The organism is Streptomyces katrae, from assembly GCF_000717655.1.
In the GTDB taxonomy this organism is placed as follows: Bacteria; Actinomycetota; Actinomycetes; order Streptomycetales; family Streptomycetaceae; genus Streptomyces; species Streptomyces katrae_B.
In genome coordinates, this window is sequence record NZ_JNZY01000009.1 from 193,556 (window position 1) to 212,667 (window position 19,112).

Consider the following 19,112-nt stretch of genomic DNA (forward strand, 5'->3'; position numbering starts at 1 on the left):
TGTGGCGAAGCTCGCACCTGAGGAAAACACGAGAAAGCGCCTGAAAACCGCCGAAAACACGGGACCGCCCCCACCGCGTGTGCGGTGGGGGCGGCCTCGGTGATGCGGTGCGGCGACGGTCAGTCGTCGTTCTTGCCGGACGGGGTCGTCTTGGCGATCTGCATCAGGAACTCGGCGTTCGACTTCGTCTGCTTCATCTTGTCGAGCAGGAGCTCGATGGCCTGCTGCGAGTCGAGCGCGTGCAGCACCCGGCGCAGCTTCCAGACGATGGCGAGCTCCTCGCTGTTGAGGAGGATCTCCTCCTTGCGGGTGCCCGACGGGTCGACGTCGACGGCCGGGAAGATGCGCTTGTCGGCGAGCTTCCGGTCGAGCTTGAGCTCCATGTTGCCGGTGCCCTTGAACTCCTCGAAGATCACCTCGTCCATGCGCGAGCCGGTGTCGACCAGCGCGGTGGCCAGGATGGTCAGCGAGCCGCCGTCCTCGATGTTGCGCGCGGCACCGAAGAAGCGCTTCGGCGGGTACAGCGCGGTCGAGTCGACACCACCGGACAGGATGCGGCCGGAGGCGGGCGCCGCGAGGTTGTACGCGCGGCCCAGACGGGTGATGGAGTCCAGCAGGACGACCACGTCGTGACCCAGCTCGACGAGGCGCTTGGCGCGCTCGATGGCCAGCTCGGCGACGGTGGTGTGGTCCTCGGCGGGGCGGTCGAAGGTCGAGGAGATGACCTCGCCCTTGACCGACCGCTGCATGTCGGTGACCTCTTCCGGACGCTCGTCGACCAGGACGACCATCAGGTGGCACTCGGGGTTGTTCGTGGTGATCGCGTTGGCGATCGCCTGCATGATCATGGTCTTGCCGGTCTTCGGCGGGGCCACGATCAGGCCTCGCTGGCCCTTTCCGATCGGCGACACGAGGTCGATGATGCGGGTCGTCAGCACGCCCGGGTCGGTCTCCAGACGGAGCCGGTCCTGGGGGTACAGCGGGGTCAGCTTCTGGAACTCCGGTCGGCCGCGGCCGGATTCGGGCGCCATGCCGTTCACGGAGTCCAGACGCACGAGGGCGTTGAACTTCTCGCGGCGCTCGCCGTCCTTGGGCTGGCGCACGGCACCGGTGGTGTGGTCGCCCTTGCGCAGACCCGCCTTGCGGACCTGGGCGAGGGAGACGTACACGTCGTTGGGGCCGGGCAGGTAGCCCGAGGTCCGGATGAACGCGTAGTTGTCGAGGATGTCCAGGATGCCCGCGACGGGGATCAGGACGTCGTCGTCGGCGACCTGCGGCTCGTTCGGCGCGAACTCGTCGCGGCCACGACGGCCCCGGCGGTCGCGGTAGCGGCCGCGACGGCCACGACGACCGCCTTCGTCGTCGAAGTCGTCCTGCGGGCCGTTGTCCTGGGGGCCCTGACGGTCCTGACGGCCCTGCTGCTGACGGTCCTGACGGCCGCCCTGCTGCTGGCGGTCCTGACGGTCCGCACGGCCGCCGCCCTGGCCGCCCTGACCCTGGCCGCCCTGGCCCTGGCCCTGGGCGCCCTGGCCCGGCTCGTCGGCCTTGGCACCGCGGTCACGGCGGTCGCGCCGGCCGTCCCCGCGCTCGGCACGGTCCCCGCGGTCCCCGCGGTCGCGGCGGTCGCGCCGGCCGCGGCCCTCGCCCTCCTGGGCGGGCGCGGAGACGGCGGTCGCGGCCTCGGCCTTGACCTCGGCGGGCGCGGTGGTGGTGGCGGTCTCGGTCTTCGCCTCGACCTGCACGGCGGCGGGAGCCGCGGTCTCCGGGCTGCCGGAGGGGGCCGTGGCCCGACGGCGGCGGCGCTCGCCGACCGGCGCGTCGTCGCTGGCAGGCTGGCCCGGGATCTCGATCTGCGCCTGCGCGGCAGGCTTCTCGGCGGGCGCCTCGGCGGCGGCCTCACCCGTACGGGCCTTGCTGGTGGCGCGGCGCTTCGGCTTGGCCTCGGCGGCGTCGGCCGCGGGAGCCGCGGCCTTGGGGGCACCACTGCCCGCCTGCGCCTCCTTGATGACCTCGATCAGCTGGCTCTTGCGCATCCGCGCGGTGCCCCTGATACCGAGGCCCGACGCGACCTGCTGCAGCTCGGCCAGGACCATGCCCTCGAGGCCGGTGCCGGAGCGGCGCCGCCGTCCGGCAGTGGTCGCCGCGGCGCCCGCGGCGGGGGCACTGGTGTCGACATTGGTGTCGGCAGCGCCCATCAGATCGGTGGTGTCGCTCACGAAGGGTCCTTCCCTGGAGCGGACGTCGGCCTGTCTGGCTCGGCGACCGGTTGTGCTGTCCGACAACGGTCCTAGGTGTAGACCGTGCCGGGGCGGTGGTCCGCCGAGAGAGATACGGCGGAGAGAACGTGCATGGGTGGTTCCGGCGAGAAGCCCCCGAGCTGGAAGCGTGGGAATGTCACGCCGATTCCGGAGCGTGCTCGAAACTGCTGGAAGCGATCAAAGCAGTCGGGGAGGCTCCCGGAAGAAAGGTGGTCCCGAATGGGGACACTGAGCACCGAGCCATGGCGGCTTCGGCTGCACACTTGAGAGTAACACTACCGGATCCAACAGATATTCCCCCTCTCAATCACCGGCAATCGCGCCTTCCGCGCGGGCGGCCTGCCCTGACCGCCCGCCCCTGGCGGGTATGCCCGTACGGCCTAGCCGCCCTGGGTGCCCAGCGGAAGTACGCTCGCGCCCGCGGCGTCGAGGGCGAGCCGGTTCGCCGCCCATCCCTCGCCCGCGAGCTGCGCGACCTTGTCGGCCGCGCCGTTGTCGACCAGCGCGAGGACCGTGGGGCCCGCGCCGGAGATGACCGCGGGGATGCCGTCCGCCCGCAGCCGGTTGACGAGTGCCACGCTCTCGGGCATCGCCGGGGACCGGTACTCCTGGTGGAGCCGGTCTTCGGTGGCCGGCAGCAGCAACTCGGGACGCCTGGTCAGGGCTTCGACGAGCAGGGCTGCACGACCTGCGTTGACGGCCGCATCCACGTGCGGGACGTTGCGCGGCAGCAGGCCGCGCGCGGTCTCCGTCAGGACCGGCTTGGAGGGGACGAAGACCACCGGAACGATGGAATCGGCGGGCTCCATACGGATCGCCTTGGCGCTGCCGCCGTCCATCCAGGCGAGGGTGAAACCGCCGAGGAGACAGGCGGCGACGTTGTCGGGGTGGCCCTCGATCTCGGTGGCGAGTTCGAGCAGGGCCGCGTCGTCGAGCTTGGCCTCTCCGCCTATGGTCACGGCGCGGGCGGCGACGATGCCGGCGCAGATGGCGGCCGAGGAGGACCCGAGGCCGCGGCCGTGCGGGATGCGGTTGGCGCAGACGACCTCGAGGCCGCGCGGCTGGCCGCCCAGCAGGTCGAAGGCGGTGCGCATGGAGCGTACGAGCAGGTGGCTCTCGTCCCGCGGGAGGGTGTCGGCGCCCTCGCCCGCGATGTCGATGTTCAGGCCGGAGTCGGCCACCCGGACGACCACGTCGTCGTAGAGCCCCAGGGCCAGGCCGAGGGCGTCGAAGCCCGGGCCGAGGTTGGCACTGCTGGCGGGGACGCGCACCCGTACGGCGGCGGCGCGGAACGCTGGACCGGCCATCGTCCGATGACACTCCTTGTGACTGTGCGAGACGAGATCTTCGCTGGCTCGCTGCGAATGTACTGGAGAACGTACGACACCCGAAGGCCCGCTGGGCAGCACCACGGTCATATGCGCGGTGGCGGATGTAAGTACAGCGTATCGAAGGAAGGTTCTCTCGCGACATAGGGCGCACAGGAGGCGCACGATGCGTGTCGGTGTCTTCCGGTGGATTGCGCTGGACGCCGTTGACTTTTGTGCCGTACGACCTGAGTTGCCGGATTGCGGAGGCGTTCCGGAACCCGGCAACTCAGGGTGCAGCCACGGGTGGTCGGACCGGGTCAGACCAGGCCGAGGCGGACGGCCGCCGCTTCGGCGTCGACCGGGACGGTGACCGGCTGCGGGGCGCCGGCGACGGCCCAGTCGGGGTCCTTGAGTCCGTTTCCGGTGACGGTGCATACGATCTTCTGGCCGGGGTCGACCAGGCCCAGCTCGGCGGCCTTGAGCAGGCCGGCCACGGACGCGGCCGAGGCGGGCTCGACGAAGACGCCCTCCTGCGCGGCCAACAGGCGATAGGCGGCCAGGATCTGGCGGTCCGTCACCTCGTCGATGAAGCCGCCCGACTCGTCGCGCGCGGCGAGCGCGAAGTCCCACGAGGCCGGGTTGCCGATGCGGATCGCGGTCGCGATGGTGTGCGGCTCCTTGACGACCTCGCCGCGCACGATCGGTGCGGAACCGGAGGCCTGGAAACCCCACACGCGGGGCGTACGGGAGGCCAGCCCGTCGGCTTTGTACTCCTTGAAGCCCTTCCAGTACGCGGTGATGTTGCCGGCGTTGCCGACGGGCAGCACATGGATGTCGGGGGCGTCGCCGAGCGCGTCGACGATCTCGAACGCGGCGGTCTTCTGGCCCTCGATGCGCACGGGGTTGACGGAATTGACCAGCGCGACCGGGTAGTTGTCGGACAGCGCGCGGGCCAGGTCCAGGCAGTCGTCGAAGTTGCCGTCCACCTGGAGGATCTTGGCGCCGTGCACGAGGGCCTGGCCCATCTTGCCGAGCGCGATCTTGCCGCGGGGCACGAGGACGGCCGAGACCATCCCGGCGCGCACCGCGTACGCGGCGGCGGAGGCCGAGGTGTTGCCCGTGGAGGCGCAGATGACGGCCTTGGCGCCCTCCTCCTTGGCCTTGCTGATGGCCATGGTCATGCCGCGGTCCTTGAAGGACCCCGTGGGGTTCGCGCCCTCGACCTTCAGGTGCACCTCGCAGCCGGTGCGCTCGGAGAGCACCTGCGCGGGGACGAGGGGAGTGCCGCCCTCGCGGAGTGTGACCACGGGAGTCGTGTCCGTCACCGGCAGGCGGTCCCGGTACTCCTCGATGATGCCGCGCCACTGGTGGGTGCGATTGCTGCTCATGGGTCCTTACTCCCCTTCAACACGCATGATGCTGGCGACACCGCGCACGGTGTCCAGCTTCCGCAGCGCCTCGACGGTCCCGGAGAGGGCGGCGTCGGGTGCGCGGTGGGTGACGACGACGAGGGAGGCCTCGCCGTCCTTTCCCTTCTGGCGGACGGTGTCGATCGAGACACCGTGCTCCGCGAACGTCGTCGCCACCTGGGCGAGGACGCCCGGCTTGTCGGCCACATCGAGGCTGATGTGGTACCGCGTGACGACGTCGCCCATGGGGCTGACCGGCAGCTGGGTGTACGCCGACTCGCCGGGCCCCGTTGCCTCGGCGAGCTTGTTGCGGCAGACGGCGACGAGGTCGCCCAGGACCGCCGAGGCGGTCGGAGAACCGCCCGCGCCGGGCCCGTAGAACATGAGCCGCCCGGCGGCCTCCGCCTCGACGAAGACGGCGTTGTACGCCTCGCGCACGGAGGCCAGCGGGTGGCTGAGCGGGATCATCGCCGGGTGCACCCGAGCGGTCACGGACTGCCCGTCCGCCGCGCGCTCCAGGATCGCGAGGAGCTTGATGGTGCAGCCCATGCGCTTGGCGGAGGCGAAGTCCGCGGCGCTGACCTCGGTCATTCCCTCGCGGTAGACGTCGTCGAGACGGACCCGGGTGTGGAAAGCGATGCCGGCCAGGATCGCGGCCTTGGCGGCGGCGTCGTAGCCCTCGACGTCGGCGGTCGGGTCGGCCTCGGCGTACCCGAGGGCGGTGGCCTCGTCGAGCGCCTCCTGGTACCCGGCGCCCGTGGAGTCCATCTTGTCGAGGATGAAGTTCGTCGTGCCGTTGACGATGCCCATCACGCGGTTGATCTTGTCGCCCGCGAGGGACTCCCGCATCGGGCGGACCAGCGGGATGGCGCCCGCGACGGCGGCCTCGTAGTACAGGTCCAGCCCGTGCTGCTCGGCCGCGGCGTGCAGGGCGGCGCCGTCCTGGGCGAGCAGCGCCTTGTTCGCCGAGACGACGGAGATGCCGTGCTCGAAGGCGGTGGTGATGAGGGTGCGGGCGGGCTCGATGCCGCCGATGACCTCGATGGCGACGTCGATGTCGCCGCGTTTGAGGAGGGCTGTCGCATCGGTGGTGACCAGCGCCGAGTCGATGCCCTCGCGCACCTTGGAGGGGCGGCGCACGGCCACGCCGGCGATCTCGACGGGCGCGCCGATCCTGGCCGTCAGGTCGTCGGCGTGCGTCGTCATGATGCGCGCCACCTCTGAGCCGACCACTCCACAGCCCAGCAGCGCCACCTTCAGCGGACGCGTACGCATCATTCGACCTACGCCTTTCGATCTTCCATCACCACCCGGCGCGCGGTATTGCGCGCCAGGTCTGAACCAGTCTCACTCAATGGACAACACTTTCCACCCTCGGTCCATTGGGTGAGATGCCTATTTCATCATCCGAGGTCGAGACGCAGGAGATCTTCCTCCGTCTCCCGCCGGACGATCACTCGAGCCTCCCCGTCGCGCACGGCCACGACCGGCGGGCGGAGCGCGTGGTTGTAGTTGCTGGCCATGGAGCGGCAGTACGCCCCGGTGGCGGGTACGGCGAGGAGGTCCCCCGGGGCCAGGTCGGCCGGCAGGAAGGCGTCCTTCACCACGATGTCACCGCTCTCGCAGTGCTTGCCGACGACGCGGACGAGCATGGGCTCGGCGTCGGAGACGCGGGAGACGAGGGTGACCGAGTACTCGGCGTCGTAGAGGGCGGTGCGGATGTTGTCGGACATGCCGCCGTCGACGGAGACGTACGTACGGAGCCCCTCGAGCGGCTTGACCGTGCCGACCTCGTACAGCGTGAAGGCGGTGGGCCCGACGATGGCCCGGCCGGGCTCGACGGAGATGCGGGGCGCGCGCAGCCCGGCGGACTCGCATTCGCGGGCGACGATCTCGTGCAGGGCCTTGGCGATCTCGTGGGGCTCGCGCGGGTCGTCGGAGGAGGTGTACGCGATGCCGAGACCGCCGCCGAGGTCGATCTCGGGCAGCTCGACGCCGTGCTCGTCGCGTACGGCGGCCAGCAGCTGGACCACCCGCTTGGCGGACACCTCGAAGCCGGCCATGTCGAAGATCTGCGAGCCGATGTGGGAGTGGACGCCGAGCAGTTCGAGGCTGTCGTGCCCGAGCGCGCGCCGGACGGCCTCCGCGGCGGCGCCGTCGGCGACGGCGATGCCGAACTTCTGGTCCTCGTGCGCGGTCGCGATGAACTCGTGCGTGTGCGCCTCGACGCCGACGGTCACGCGGATCTGGACGGGCTGGCGCACGCCGAGCTCACGGGCGATGTGCGCGACTCGAGCGATCTCCTGGAAGGAGTCGAGGACGATGCGACCGACCCCGGCCTCGACGGCCCGGGTGATTTCCCGGGCGGACTTGTTGTTGCCGTGGAAGGCGATCCGCTCGGCGGGCATCCCGGCGGCGAGGGCGGTGGCCAGCTCCCCGCCGGAACACACGTCGAGGTTCAGCCCCTCTTCCCGCAGCCACTTCACGACGGCCTTGGAGAGGAACGCCTTGCCGGCGTAGAAGACGTCGGCGTCCGGCCCGAAGGCGTGCGCCCAGGCCCGGCACCGGGCCCGGAAGTCCTCCTCGTCGAGGAAGTAGGCGGGCGTCCCGAACTCCTCGGCGAGGGTGGTGACGGGGACGCCGCCCACCGTCACGACACCGTCGGGGTTCCGTCCCACGGTCCGGGCCCAGACCTTCTCGTCGAGCGCGTTGAGGTCGGCGGGCGGCGGGGAGTAGTGCCCCTCGGGCAGGACGTCGGCGTGGCGGGGCCCGGCGGGGTGCGCGGAACGGCTCATCGGTATCTCTCTTCGCAGATCACAGGCAGTCAGGTGCGTCTATGCCGAGCAGGGCCAGGCCACCGGCCAGCACCGTCCCGGCGGCTTCGGCAAGGGCCAGCCGGGCACGGTGGGCGGCCGAGGGTTTCTCGTCCCCCTTGGGCAGGACGCCGTACTGGAAATCGAGCAGCTCGTCGGCCAGCTCGACGAGGTGCCGGGTGAGCCGCTCGGGCGCGCGGTGGTGCGCGGCGGCCTCCAGGACGAGGTCGTGGTCGGCGAGGAGGCGCAGCAGGGCGGGCGCCTCGACGTCGCCCGGCTCGGGGTGGAAGCCCAGCTGACCGGCGTTCCGTACGAGGGCCCGGCTGCGCGCGTGGGCGTATCGCACGCGGAAGAACTCGCTGGCCTCCCCCTGCACGAGCAGGGTGCCGGAGAAGACCGGGGTCTCCCGGGCGGGCACGGCGAGCATCGCCCAGTGGGCGGCGTCGCGGCCGTAACGGGCGACGACGTCGCCGTCCCGGTTGGCGAGGGGCGCGACGGGCAGGTCCTCGGGCCGGCCCTGCGGCAGGTCGCGCCCGGTGCCGCCCAGGGCGCACACGAGCCGCAGGACACTGCACCGCACGACGCACGCGCGCAGCCCGGTCCCGGTCTCGTCGGCGGGGGCGGGGACCGGGGCGGCGAACATGGCCCCGCCCCGTACGTCCCGGATCACGATGTCGCGGACGATGGCGTCCCGGACGACGGAGGGGGCGGAGGGCGGCGGCAGCACGAAGTTGAGGAACCCGGCTCCGGTGACCTCGACGTGCTCGATGCCGGGCTCCGCACCGAGCCGGCGGGCCAGCACGCCCGCCACGTCCCGGGGCGGGCATCCGGCCGTCTTGGCGACCTGGAAGGCGACGGGGGTCGCGTAGTCCCCCACCCCACCGGGCCGGGTCCGCTCGACGACGACCCGCTCGGGCACGCCCGCCTCGGCGGGCAGCTCCCCCTCCTCGACGGCGCAGCGCACGGCGCGTACGACGGTACGGGAGAGGTCGGCGGGGGTCACGGGACCAGCCTAGGCGAGAAGCCCACTCATCCCGCGAAGGGTTTCGCCATGTGAACAGCCGACTGCAGCTACCCTCTCCCCCGGCCCGCGGGGGCTCCCTTCCGCTCCCGGTCCTTGCGCTCGACGAGCCGGCGGACGACCCGTACGAGCTCGGCGGGCTCGAAGGGCTTGGCGAGGAACGCATCCACCCCGGCCTCGATCCCGGCCTCCACCTCGTGCTGCGTACAGGCGCTCACGATGGCGACGGGCACGTGCTGCGTCCGCGGATCGGCGCGCAGCTGCGCGGCAGTCCCGAACCCGTCCAGCCGGGGCATGACCACATCAAGGGTGATCACGTCGGGGCGCACGCGGTGCACGACGTCCAGACATTCGGCACCATCGTTCGCGGTCACTACCTCGAAGCCCTCCAGCTCGAGATTGACCTTGATCAGCTGCCGGATGACCTTGTTGTCGTCGACAACAAGCACCCGGCCCGAGGCGCCTGACACAACTCGAGAGTAGGTCCGCCTAAGCTTCCGCGTCCGGGTTTTTGCCACTTCCACCCCCTCCGGGCGACCCGCCTCCCCCTCCCCCGGAACTCGTTTCTGATCACCCCACGGAAGCTGGTAGTGTTCAACCCGTCGCCGCAACGCGAACGACACGCCCCCGTAGCTCAGGGGATAGAGCAACGGCCTCCGGAGCCGTGTGCGCAGGTTCGAATCCTGCCGGGGGCACTTCGCAGGAAGTGCCCGAAGACCCCGCCATCAGCGGCAACGCTGAGGACGGGGTCTTTTTGCGTCTGCCGTCCTGCGGGAGCTTCCTGGGGAGGGGGCCCACGCGCTGCGCCCCGATGCGGGTCGGCTGGGGCTTCCGTGGGCGCGGGGCGGTGCGCGGGGCCCGTGCGCGGCCACCGAGCCGGCGAGTGTGGGTTCAACCGCCTTATTCCAGAAGACAATTCACGGAATTCCTTTCTTCTCACCAGTTCTTTCATGCGTACATTCGAGTGGTCTTGCATCCCAATTGCCTGCCATACGGCGGCATCACCCGAGCGGGCTCGTAACGTCGGCGGAAATGATGGGGGTTCGGCCTTCGGCGCTGTCGCGGCCGGTGCCCACATCTCCGTCCCCTCCCGATTCCACGAGATGTGACAGAGTGAAACGAAGGCGATGGTGGGCCGGAATCGCCGGCGTGGCTGCGGCTTGTGCCGGGGTGGCCGTCTGGGCGGTTCAGTCCCATTCGACGGCCGCCCCGGAATCCAAGAGCCCGTCGGTGAACCTGAAGACCCAAGAAGCAAATGCACTGCTGCAGGGCGCCCTTGTGCAGGAGAGCCGGCACGACTCCGAAGGGGCTGCCCGTACCTTGAGGCGCGCGGTGGAGCTGGATCCCCGCAACAAGCTCGCCTGGTACAACCTGGGGGTCATCGCGCAGCAGGACGGCAAGAGGGCCGACGCCCTCGCGTCCTACGACAAGGCCCTGAAGATCGACCCGTCGTTCACGTCGGCTCTCTTCAACGAGGCGATCCTGGTGAAGCCGACCGAGCCCGACCGGGCCGCCGGCCTCCTGAAGCGCGCCATCGCCGCCGATCCGAAGGCGGCCACGGCCCATCTGCAACTCGGATTCATCCTGGCGGACCAGGACCGTTCCGACGAGGCCGGCGGCGCGTTCCGTCGCGCCGTCGCGGCCGATCCCTCGCTCCGCTCCCAAGTACCGGAGCATTTCCGGGAATTCGCAAGCCCCTCACCGACATCGACCCCAGCAGGGAGCACCAGATGACGTCGACCGCGACCCCGAGGTTCTCCGTATTCACCCCCAGCCACCGGCCTCGTTTCCTCGACGAGTGCCTGGCCACCCTGCAGGCGCAGACGTGTCCGGACTGGGAGTGGGTCGTCCTGCTCAACAACGGTGCCCGGTGGCGGCCGGAACAGCCGGACGAGAGGGTCCGTGTGGAGATCGCGGACGAACTCCAGGGCGTCGGGGCCGCGAAGCGCAGGGCCTGCGAACTGGCGCGCGGCGAGATCCTCGTGGAACTCGACCACGACGACCTGCTGGCGAAGACGTGTCTGGCGGAGCTCGCCACGGCGTTCGACGAGAACCCCGGGGCCGTCTTCGTCTACAGCAACACCGCGCAGATCACCGAGGACGGGGGCCGGGACGACACGCGGTGGGACGAGGCGTGCGGCTGGAAGTACGAGGAGGTCGACGTCGACGGCCGCAAGCTGCTCCAGGCCGTCTCCCTGGCACCGACACCGCACAACGTCGCTTACATCTGGTACGCCCCCAACCACGTACGGGCCTTCCGCAAGGACGCCTACGAGCAGGCCGGCGGGTACGACGCCGCACGCACGGTCCTGGACGACCAGGACCTGATGTGCCGCCTCTTCCATGTGGGCGACTTCCACCACATCAACCGTTGCCTGTACCTCCAGCGGGTTCACCCTGCGAACACACAGAGCGACCCGGAGATCAACGCGCACATCCAGCGCGAGACGGTCGTCCTGTACGACAGGTACATCGAGGCCAACGCCCTCGCCTGGACCCACCGGCGCGGACTGCTCGCGCTGGACCTCGGCGCGGCCCACCGCAAGCCCCCCGGCTACCTCGGCGTCGACCAGTACCCGGGGACGGGCGTCGACATCGTCGCGACGCTGCCCGGGAAGCTGGACCTGCCGGACGGTTCCGTCGGCCTGATGCGGGCGGTGGACTTCCTCGAGCACGTGCCCGCGAAGGTGCCGCTGATCAACGAGATGTACCGGCTGCTGGCGCCCGGCGGGATGCTCCTCACCATGACGCCCAGCTCGGACGGCCGCGGCGCCTACCAGGACCCGACGCACGTGGCGTACTACAACGAGAACTCGTTCTGGTACTACACGGACGAGCAGTACCGGGCCTTCGTGCCCAGCATCGAGGCCCGGTTCCAGTCGTCGCGGCTGGTCACGTACTTCCCGTCCGACTGGCACTCCAAGAACGACATCTCGTACGTGGTCGCCAACCTCATCGCGATGAAGGAAGGCGCCGCGCGCTGCGGCGGGCCGCTGCTGGTCTAGCCGTGCGCCCATGAAGACGACGGTGCCCCGGGGCCGAAGCCCCGGGGCACCGTCGTGCGGTCAGGGCCTTACGGGGTCGTGTCGACGCACACCACGTAGGCGGACACGTCCTGCTCGGACGTGATTTCTGCCTGCCACCCGTTGGGCGGGGTGCCGACGGGGCGGCTGGTGCGGATGGTGCCCGTGTTGGTTGCGATTCCGCCGCCGGTGGCGAGGTCGCCCGGGTTGCACGTGGCGATCACGCTGCCGTCGTCGTCGGTGGCGGTGTTGACGTAGGTGATGACCACGCCTCCGCCCTGAGCGCCCTGAGCACCTTGAGCGCCCTGGGCGCCCTGCGGCCCCTGGACACCCGGCCGGCCCGGCTTGCCCTGCGGGCCCTGCGGGCCACGCTTGCCGTGGTCGCCGCCCGCGACGGCGCCGGCCGGGCCGGGCAGGGCCACAGAGCTGTCGGTGGTACCGGACCGGTGGATCGCGTCCGCGATGGCCGTCGTGGTCGGTACGACGTTGAGCGCCACGGCGAGCACACCGGCCCCCACCATCGTGGCGGTCTTCAGGCGCGTGGTTCGGGTCGTTCGATGACTCAAGAGAATCTTCCTCACGGACTTGGAGGGTCACGCCGCAATCGCGCACGGTCTTTGCGCGTCATTCGAATGCGCCGCGCCTCGCCTCTGGCTACGAACGAAGCCATTGTTGGCTCTGAGTCATCAATTCATCACACCATGACGCATGTCCCCGCGAGGATCACCCGGGCGGCCTCAAGGAGCGGAATTCATAAAGGCCGGCATCTCCAGGAACTCCGGCCGGGAAGCGCGGCTGCCCGTCCGACGCATTCCGATTTCCCATGCGGGCTACGGCTGATGGGTGGTGAACCACTGCTCGGCGAGTACGGACACCTCGTGGAGGGCTCCCGGCTCCTCGAAAAGATGGGTGGCCCCCTCGACGATTTCCAGGCGGTTCTCGCAGCGCAGCCGGGCCTGCGCCTCACGGTTGAGGGTGAGGACCAGGGAGTCCTCCGAGCCGACCACGAGCAGGGTCGGGGCGCGGACCGCGCCGAGGTGATTGCCCGCCAGATCCGGGCGGCCGCCGCGGGAGACCACCGCGTAGACGGGTGAATCCGGGGCCGCCGCGGCGGCCAGGGCGGCTGCTGCGCCCGTGCTCGCGCCGAAGTAGGCGACCGGGACCGAGGTACGGGTTCCGGCCCAGGTGGTGGCCTCGGCGAGGCGGGCGGCCAGGGTCTCGATGTCGAAGACGTTGGCGCGGTTCCCCTCCTCGGCCGGGGTGAGCAGGTCGAACAGCAGGGTGCCCAGGCCGGCCCGGTTCAGGCTCGTCGCCACCTGCCGGTTGCGGGGGCTGTGGCGGCTGCTGCCCGAGCCGTGCGCGAAGACGACCACCGCCTTCGCCGCCGGGGGGAGGGTGAGGTCGCCCGGGAGGCTCAGCCCTGCCGCGGAGACCGTGACGTCCTCCGTCGTGGCGGGCGGTTGCCGGACGGCCTGGGTGAGGAGGGAGACGACCTCCTCGTCCGGGGTCTGGGAGAAGTCCCGGTACCACTGGCCGACCGCGGAGAAGCCCGGCGGCGTGGAGAGGCAGACCACCTCGTCGGCCACGGCGGCCACCCGGGCCAGCGCGTCCGGCGGGGCCACGGGGGCCGCCATGACGACCCGGGTCGCGCCCTGCGCCCGTACCACCTGGCAGGCCGCCGCAGCGGTGGCGCCGGTCGCGATGCCGTCGTCCACGACGATCACCGTCCGGCCGTGGAGGTCCTGTTGCGGCGTCCCCGCACGGTAGCGGGCGGCCCGGCGGGTCAGTTCCGACTGCTCCGCCCGCTCGACGGAGGCGATGTCCTGCGGGCTGAGCCGGCCGCAGCGGACGATGTCGTCGCTGATCACGCGTACGCCGCCCTCGCCGATCGCGCCGAACGCCAGCTCGGGCTGGTACGGGACCCCGAGCTTGCGGACGACGATCACGTCGAGGGGGGCGCCGAGGGCTTGCGCCACATGGAAGGCCACCGGGACCCCGCCCCGGGGCAGCCCCAGGACGACGGGCCCGTCCGCCGCGTACGTCCGGAGCGCCGTGCCGAGTCGTCGTCCTGCGTCGTCGCGATCTGTGAAGAGCATTCCGGGTCATCCCCAACGTTCTCTGCCGTACTTCGAAACAACGCCTCCCGGCGCCCGCGTGCAAGTCGGCAACGGGTGGTCCGGTCCGGCGGCCCCGTCCGGTGGTCTGTACGAGGGAGGTGGGTCCGGGTCTGTGGGTTTTGGGGGATGGGTAGGGGTGGGGGGCGTGCGTAGGTTGGCTGCGAGGCCGCGTGGCGCCGCTGACCTGGTGCTTTGGGGCGGGCTCTGACGACGAGGATGGGGCGGCGCGATGCGTGAGCTGGTGGAGACGGCGCGGCAGTGGGTGGCCGAGGGGCGGGCCGGGTTCCTGGCCCGGCCGGTGGCCGAGCAGGGGTTCGGGCCGCGGGATCCCGCCGGGGCCCTGCTCGTCGATGCGCGGGGGGAGTGCGTCGGGGCCCTGTACCGCGGGGTCTTCGACGCCGAGCTGGTGGCGGAGGCGGGAGCCATGGCCGCCGGGACCACCGCCCGGGTGTGCGACGTCTCGGTGGGGGCGGCTGAGGCGGCCGACGCGAAGCTGACCTGCGGCGGGCGGGCCGAGATCCTGCTGCAGCCGCTGGCGGCCGTACCCGCCGAGTGGTGGGACCTGCTCGGGGAGGGCGTCGGGGTGGCGCTCGTGACCCGGCTCGACGAGCAGGCGGAGCACGCCGTGAGCGAGGTCGTACGGGCCGTCGACGTGCCGTCCAACGACGCCGAGCGGCGGGCGGGCGAACTGCTGGCCACGCGCCGGCCGGGCCGGGACGCGCTGTACGGGGAGCAGGGGCTGGTGTTCGTGGAGGCGTACCCCTCCGCGCCGTACGTCGTCATCGGCGGGGGCGGCGAGCTCGCCGGGATCATCGAGGCGCAGGCCCTGCTGCTCGGATGGGGCGCCGGACCCGTCGGCACCGTCGCCGAGGCCGAGAAGCTGCTGGCCGCGCGCCGGGACGCCGCCTGCCTGGTGATGCTGAGCCACGACCCGGAGTTCGACGTACCGACCGTACGCAGCGCGCTCGCGCTCGGGATCCCGTACGTCGGCACCCTCGGGTCCCGCAAGACCACCGCGCGGCGGCGCGAGGGGCTGATCGCCTCCGGGGTGTCCGAGGGGGAACTGGCGCGGGTGCACGGGCCGATCGGGCTGGACCTGGGGGCCCGGACACCCGCGGAGACGGCGCTGGCCATCTGTGCGGAGATCCTGGCCGTGCTCGGGGGCTACGAGGCCCGCGCGCTGCGGGATTCCGACGGGCCGCTGCGCTAAGGGCCGTCCCGGGGCACGGCCGGGTCTCAGGTGCCGAGGGCGCGCCTGAGCTGCGTCTTGTTCATGTCGGAGCGGCCGCGTATGTTGCGGCGCCTGGCCTCCGCGTAGAGCTGTTCGTACGTCGGCCCCTGCGCGCCCGAGTGGGAGCGCAGGCCGCCGCGCCGGCCGGAGGACATGTCCTCCAGCGACAGCTTGCTCGCGGTCTCGGACTCGCCGGCCCGGGCCCGCTCCTTGTTGACGGTCCGGGCGGCGATCTCTTCGGCCTGCTTCTCGGGCACGCCGCGCTCCTCGGCGCTCTCCTTGATGTGCTCGTACTGGCGTTCTCGTTTGGGTGAAGATCCGCGGGGCATTCTCGTGCTCCTTCCGGGGCTTCTCGGGGCGGTCGCCGCTGCGCCTGCCCCTGATTCCGCACGGTAGTCGCCCGGTACGCGGATCGGAGGATCTTCCCGGCTTTCGGGTGAAACCGGAACCGATGCGGGAAAATAGTACGTATGGAAATGACCCTGAGTCTGGACCAGATGCTGACCAACATCGCGTGGTTCCTGGTCGTCGGGATTATCGTGGTCGGCTTCCTGCTCGGCGCCTTCAAGCTGGGCCAGCGGGTCCGGGCCAAGGAGCCCCCGCCGCCGACCCCCGAGAGCCAGCCCCACCTGCCGGACGGCGGCGCGGTCCACGAGGTCCGCGAGGAGCGCGACAGCGTGGAGATTCCCGAGGGCGGCCTGCGCCCGCACGAGATGCAGGGCTACGGCAACTTCGGCTCCACCACCTCCAGCCATCCCGAAGACGTCAGGGCCGAGCGGGAGTCCGGGTACCGGAACCCGCCGCAGTACCCGGGGCCGCAGCAGCCCCCGCACGGCGAGCCGCCGGTGTCCAAGCCGAGCGGGAACGCCTGACCCGGCCCGACGCCTCACGGCGCCTCTGACCTGCGCCACCCCACGGCGCAGGTCAGAGGTATGGGCACAGGTCAGAGGCATGAGAGGTGCCGGTCAGAGGTGTCAGAGCGGCGTCAGAGCTCCGCCCGCAGCCTGAGCACCTCCGGCGGCGGGTGCCGGGCGGTCGAGGGGTGGCGGACCTCCGCCGTCAGCGGCGGGTCGAGCGGGCGGAACGGGATCTCGCCGAGTCCGATCGCGGTCACCGTCGCCCCGCCCGCCGGGGCTGCGGCCCGCGCGGCTCCCGCGGCCGGGGCTTCGCGTGAGGCCAGCGCCGCCGCCACGTCCGCGCGCAGCGCGGCCGTCAGCGGGCTCGACACCAGCGGGGTCTCGTCCCCGACCGGCAGCACCAGGACCAGCGCGAGGGGGCGGCGCGGGGTGCCGGTGTAGCCGACCACCGCCGCGTCCCGCACCTCCGTGTGCCGCAGCTTCTGCCAGCCGCGCCGGCCCGCCGGGTAAGTCTGGTCCAGCCGTTTGACGACCAGGCCCTCGATCCCGCTGGCGGGCAGGGTCTCGTACCAGGTGGCGGCCAGTTCCGGGTCGGTCGTCATCGGGACCGGCTGCAGCGGCGGCCCCAGCGGGAGCAGCAGGTCGACCAGGAGGGCGCGGCGCCGCTCGTAGGTGCGCCCGCGCAGGTCCAGCCCGGCCAGTTCCAGCACGTCGAACGCCGCGTACGAGGCCGGCAGGCTCTGGGCGAGCACGGCGGCCCGCGCGGGCGTGGCCGCGGCCCGCCGCTGGACGAGGGCGAAGTCCGTACGGCCCGCGTGCCAGACCACCACCTCCCCGTCGAGGACGGTCCCCGCGGGCAACTGCACGGCCGCGGAGGCCAGATCGGGGAAGGCCGCGGTCACGATGCGGCCGGATCGCGCCTGCAGCACGACGTCCTCGGCGGTGCGCACCACCACGAGGCGGTGGCCGTCGAACTTCGGCTCGTACGCCAGGCCCGCCCCGCGCGGCAGGGTGCGGACGGTGGCGGCGAGGGCGACGCGGATCACGGCCCGGCCTCCTTCGGCAGCCGGTGGGCCCGGGCGGGGTCGGTCAAGGGCCCGAACAGGTCTCCGTCGCGCTCCAGCCGTGGCGGGATGTCATCGGCGAGGAACACCAGGTCGGATGGGGTGCGGCAGGCCGCGACCTCGTCCCAGGACACGGGGGCGGAGACGGTCTGCCGGGCCCGCGCCCGCAGCGTGTACGGGGCGGCGGTGGTCTTGGCTGCGGCGTTCTGGCTGTGGTCGACGAAGACCTTGCCGGGGCGCAGGGCCTTGGCCATGCGGTGCAGGACGAGGCCGGGGAGCTCGCGTTCGGCCTCCTGGGCGAGGTCCTTCGCGTACGCCGACACGCGGTCGGACGGGGTCGGCTCGAGGGGGACGGCCAGGTGCAGGCCCTTGGAGCCGGAGGTCTTGGCGTACGCGTGCAGGCCGTCGGCGGCGAGGCGCTCGCGCAGCCACAGGGCGACGGCACAGCACTCGACGACGGTCGCGGGAGCGCCGGGGTCGAGGTCGATGATCAGCCGGTCGGCGACGGCCGGGCTGCCCGCCGGCCACTGGGGGGTGTGGAACTCGACGACGAGGTTGGCGGCCCACATGAGGGAGGGCAGGTCGGCGATGACCACCTGTTCGGCGGAGAGGTCCTCGGAGCGGGGCACCGGGGTGGTTTTCACCCAGGCGGGTGTGCCGGGCGGCGGGTTCTTCGTGAAGAAGAGCTGGCCGTCCGGGCCGTCGGGATAGCGCAGGAACGACACCGGCCGGTTGTGGATGTGGGCCAGCAGCGAACCCGCGACGGTGGCGTAGTAGTGCAGCACCTCGCCCTTGGTGAAACCGGTCTCGGGGTACAGGACCTTGTCGAGGTTGGAGAGCGGGATGCGACGCCCCTCCACCATGGTGATCGGCGTCATACGATGAGATTGCCATGAAACGGGAGGAACCGTGCGATCCATCTGGAACGGGGCGATCTCCTTCGGCTTGGTCAGCATTCCGATCAAGCTGGTGAACGCCACCGAGAGCCACTCGATCTCCTTTCGCCAGATCCACCTGAGCGACGGCGGACGGATCCGCTACCGCAAGGTGTGCGAGCTGGACGGGGAGGAGGTGGCGACTGCCGAGATCGGCAAGGGGTACGAGGAGGCGGACGGGTCGATCATCCCGATCACGGACGAGGACTTGGCGCAGCTGCCGATCGCGACGGCGAAGACGATCGAGATCGTTTCGTTCGTGCCGGCGGACGAGATCGATCCGCTGCAGATGGACGCGGCGTACTACCTCGCGGCGAACGGGCCGACGGCGGCGAAGCCGTACACGCTGCTGCGGGAGGCGCTGAAGCGGAGCCGGCGGGTCGCGGTCGCCAAGTACGCGCTGCGGGGGCGGGAGCGGCTGGGCATGCTGCGGGTCGTCGACGACGTGATCGCGATGCACGGGCTGCTCTGGCCGGACGAGATCCGGGTGCCGGAGGGCGTGGCTCCGGAGGGGAGGGTGTCGGTTCGGGAGGCCGAGCTGGACCTGGCGGACGCGCTGATGGCCACGTTGGGGGAGGTGGAGATGTCCTCGCTGACGGACGAGTACCGGGAGGCCGTGGAGGCGATGATCTCGGCGAAGTCGGAGGGGGCGTTCGAGCCTCCGGCGGAGGCGGAGGTCGAGCCGGCGGGCGGCAAGGTCATCGACCTGATGGCGGCGCTGGAGAAGAGCGTGCGGGCGGCGAAGGAGTCCCGGGGGGAGGCCGGGCCCGAGGCCGCGGAGGTGACGCCGATCAGGCGGAGGGGTGGGAGCGGGAAGAAGGCGGCTGCGGCCGCGCCGAAGGCGGTGGGCGGGAAGAAGTCGACCGCGTCGACGGCTGCGGCGAAGAAGACGGCGTCGGGTGCGAAGAAGACCACGTCGCGCAAGTCGACTGCGACGAAGTCCACTTCGAAGACGGCTTCGGCGAAGAAGGCTGCCGGGGGCGGGGCTTCGACGAAGAAGTCGACCGCGGCCGGGGCGGGGGCGTCGGCGAAGAAGGCGGCTCCGCGGAAGCGGACGTCGGCCTGACGGGCCCT

The 19,112-nt window shown here is 71.5% G+C and carries 17 protein-coding genes and 1 tRNA gene; 6 read left to right on the plus strand and 12 right to left on the minus strand.

Annotated elements, in window-relative coordinates; translation table 11 throughout:
- Positions 1–119: 119 nt before the first annotated feature.
- The 7 genes from rho to IF09_RS0113635 all read right to left on the minus strand — a co-directional run bounded on the left by rho (position 120) and on the right by IF09_RS0113635 (position 9,329).
- The gene (rho, locus tag IF09_RS0113605) at positions 120–2,216 is read right to left on the minus strand and encodes a transcription termination factor Rho (RefSeq protein WP_030295291.1); all 2,097 of its coding nucleotides are present in this window, start codon (positions 2,214–2,216) and stop codon (positions 120–122) included.
- A 422-nt stretch (positions 2,217–2,638) separates the two neighbouring features.
- Positions 2,639–3,565: a homoserine kinase gene (gene thrB / locus IF09_RS0113610; protein ID WP_030295292.1), complete on the minus strand. Its 927-nt coding sequence runs from the start codon at positions 3,563–3,565 to the stop codon at positions 2,639–2,641.
- Positions 3,566–3,885: 320 nt separating this feature from the next.
- Positions 3,886–4,956 (minus strand): threonine synthase, encoded by a 1,071-nt coding sequence (gene thrC / locus IF09_RS0113615; RefSeq protein WP_030295301.1) that lies wholly within the window; start codon positions 4,954–4,956, stop codon positions 3,886–3,888.
- Positions 4,957–4,962: 6 nt separating this feature from the next.
- Positions 4,963–6,252, minus strand: coding sequence for a homoserine dehydrogenase (locus IF09_RS0113620; RefSeq protein WP_051832425.1), 1,290 nt, complete (start codon positions 6,250–6,252; stop codon positions 4,963–4,965).
- A gap of 128 nt (positions 6,253–6,380) precedes the next feature.
- A complete protein-coding gene (lysA, locus tag IF09_RS0113625) occupies positions 6,381–7,772 on the minus strand; it encodes a diaminopimelate decarboxylase (protein ID WP_030295305.1) in 1,392 nt (463 codons plus the stop codon).
- Between the two features lie 19 nt (positions 7,773–7,791).
- Positions 7,792–8,793, minus strand: coding sequence for an ArgS-related anticodon-binding protein NrtL (gene nrtL, locus IF09_RS0113630; protein ID WP_030295307.1), 1,002 nt, complete (start codon positions 8,791–8,793; stop codon positions 7,792–7,794).
- A 68-nt stretch (positions 8,794–8,861) separates the two neighbouring features.
- Complete coding sequence (locus tag IF09_RS0113635) at positions 8,862–9,329, minus strand: response regulator (protein ID WP_418953046.1); 468 nt, start codon at positions 9,327–9,329, stop codon at positions 8,862–8,864.
- Between the two features lie 105 nt (positions 9,330–9,434).
- On the opposite strand from IF09_RS0113635, the gene IF09_RS0113640 reads away from it, so the two are divergent.
- The 3 genes from IF09_RS0113640 (at position 9,435) to IF09_RS0113650 (ending at position 11,816) form a co-directional block, all read left to right on the plus strand.
- A tRNA-Arg gene (locus IF09_RS0113640) sits at positions 9,435–9,506 on the plus strand.
- 535 nt (positions 9,507–10,041) lie between these two features.
- Positions 10,042–10,545: a tetratricopeptide repeat protein gene (locus IF09_RS42925; protein WP_158709957.1), complete on the plus strand. Its 504-nt coding sequence runs from the start codon at positions 10,042–10,044 to the stop codon at positions 10,543–10,545.
- The gene (locus IF09_RS0113650; RefSeq protein WP_030295312.1) at positions 10,542–11,816 is read left to right on the plus strand and encodes a glycosyltransferase; all 1,275 of its coding nucleotides are present in this window, start codon (positions 10,542–10,544) and stop codon (positions 11,814–11,816) included. The genes IF09_RS42925 and IF09_RS0113650 overlap by 4 nt, the downstream gene beginning before the upstream one ends.
- A gap of 68 nt (positions 11,817–11,884) precedes the next feature.
- On the opposite strand, the gene IF09_RS41695 is transcribed toward IF09_RS0113650, so the two are convergent.
- Both IF09_RS41695 and IF09_RS0113660 read right to left on the minus strand, forming a co-directional pair.
- On the minus strand, positions 11,885–12,400 hold the full coding sequence (locus IF09_RS41695; RefSeq protein ID WP_158709958.1) for a hypothetical protein: 516 nt from the start codon (positions 12,398–12,400) through the stop codon (positions 11,885–11,887).
- Positions 12,401–12,664: 264 nt separating this feature from the next.
- Positions 12,665–13,930, minus strand: coding sequence for an alpha/beta family hydrolase (locus IF09_RS0113660; RefSeq protein ID WP_030295315.1), 1,266 nt, complete (start codon positions 13,928–13,930; stop codon positions 12,665–12,667).
- A 250-nt stretch (positions 13,931–14,180) separates the two neighbouring features.
- Here IF09_RS0113660 and IF09_RS0113665 point away from each other — a divergent pair, with 250 nt between their 5' ends.
- Positions 14,181–15,161 (plus strand): XdhC family protein, encoded by a 981-nt coding sequence (locus IF09_RS0113665; protein WP_030295317.1) that lies wholly within the window; start codon positions 14,181–14,183, stop codon positions 15,159–15,161.
- A 26-nt stretch (positions 15,162–15,187) separates the two neighbouring features.
- Here the strand turns inward: IF09_RS0113665 and IF09_RS0113670 are convergent, their stop codons facing one another.
- Complete coding sequence (locus IF09_RS0113670) at positions 15,188–15,511, minus strand: hypothetical protein (protein ID WP_030295319.1); 324 nt, start codon at positions 15,509–15,511, stop codon at positions 15,188–15,190.
- A 141-nt stretch (positions 15,512–15,652) separates the two neighbouring features.
- On the opposite strand from IF09_RS0113670, the gene IF09_RS40170 reads away from it, so the two are divergent.
- Positions 15,653–16,054: a DUF6479 family protein gene (locus IF09_RS40170; protein ID WP_030295321.1), complete on the plus strand. Its 402-nt coding sequence runs from the start codon at positions 15,653–15,655 to the stop codon at positions 16,052–16,054.
- A 113-nt stretch (positions 16,055–16,167) separates the two neighbouring features.
- On the opposite strand, the gene IF09_RS0113680 is transcribed toward IF09_RS40170, so the two are convergent.
- A complete protein-coding gene (locus IF09_RS0113680) occupies positions 16,168–17,082 on the minus strand; it encodes a DNA ligase (RefSeq protein ID WP_030295322.1) in 915 nt (304 codons plus the stop codon).
- Positions 17,082–17,981, minus strand: coding sequence for a non-homologous end-joining DNA ligase (gene ligD / locus IF09_RS0113685; protein WP_030295324.1), 900 nt, complete (start codon positions 17,979–17,981; stop codon positions 17,082–17,084). The genes IF09_RS0113680 and ligD overlap by 1 nt, the downstream gene beginning before the upstream one ends.
- Before the next feature lie 31 nt (positions 17,982–18,012).
- Here ligD and IF09_RS0113690 point away from each other — a divergent pair, with 31 nt between their 5' ends.
- Positions 18,013–19,104 carry a Ku protein gene (locus tag IF09_RS0113690; RefSeq protein WP_030295326.1) on the plus strand — a complete coding sequence of 364 codons (1,092 nt, stop codon included), beginning with the start codon at positions 18,013–18,015 and terminating at the stop codon, positions 19,102–19,104.
- Positions 19,105–19,112: the final 8 nt, after the last annotated feature.

Excerpts from the sequence above, each read along its gene's own strand:
- thrB (WP_030295292.1), bottom strand. The coding sequence starts at position 3,565 with ATGGCCGGTCCAGCGTTCCGCGCCGCCGCCGTACGGGTGCGCGTCCCC.
- thrC (WP_030295301.1), bottom strand. The coding sequence starts at position 4,956 with ATGAGCAGCAATCGCACCCACCAGTGGCGCGGCATCATCGAGGAGTAC.
- IF09_RS0113620 (WP_051832425.1), bottom strand. The coding sequence starts at position 6,252 with ATGCGTACGCGTCCGCTGAAGGTGGCGCTGCTGGGCTGTGGAGTGGTC.
- lysA (WP_030295305.1), bottom strand. The coding sequence starts at position 7,772 with ATGAGCCGTTCCGCGCACCCCGCCGGGCCCCGCCACGCCGACGTCCTG.
- IF09_RS0113650 (WP_030295312.1), top strand. The coding sequence starts at position 10,542 with ATGACGTCGACCGCGACCCCGAGGTTCTCCGTATTCACCCCCAGCCAC.
- IF09_RS0113660 (WP_030295315.1), bottom strand. The coding sequence starts at position 13,930 with ATGCTCTTCACAGATCGCGACGACGCAGGACGACGACTCGGCACGGCG.
- IF09_RS0113665 (WP_030295317.1), top strand. The coding sequence starts at position 14,181 with ATGCGTGAGCTGGTGGAGACGGCGCGGCAGTGGGTGGCCGAGGGGCGG.
- IF09_RS0113670 (WP_030295319.1), bottom strand. The coding sequence starts at position 15,511 with ATGCCCCGCGGATCTTCACCCAAACGAGAACGCCAGTACGAGCACATC.
- IF09_RS40170 (WP_030295321.1), top strand. The coding sequence starts at position 15,653 with ATGGAAATGACCCTGAGTCTGGACCAGATGCTGACCAACATCGCGTGG.
- ligD (WP_030295324.1), bottom strand. The coding sequence starts at position 17,981 with ATGACGCCGATCACCATGGTGGAGGGGCGTCGCATCCCGCTCTCCAAC.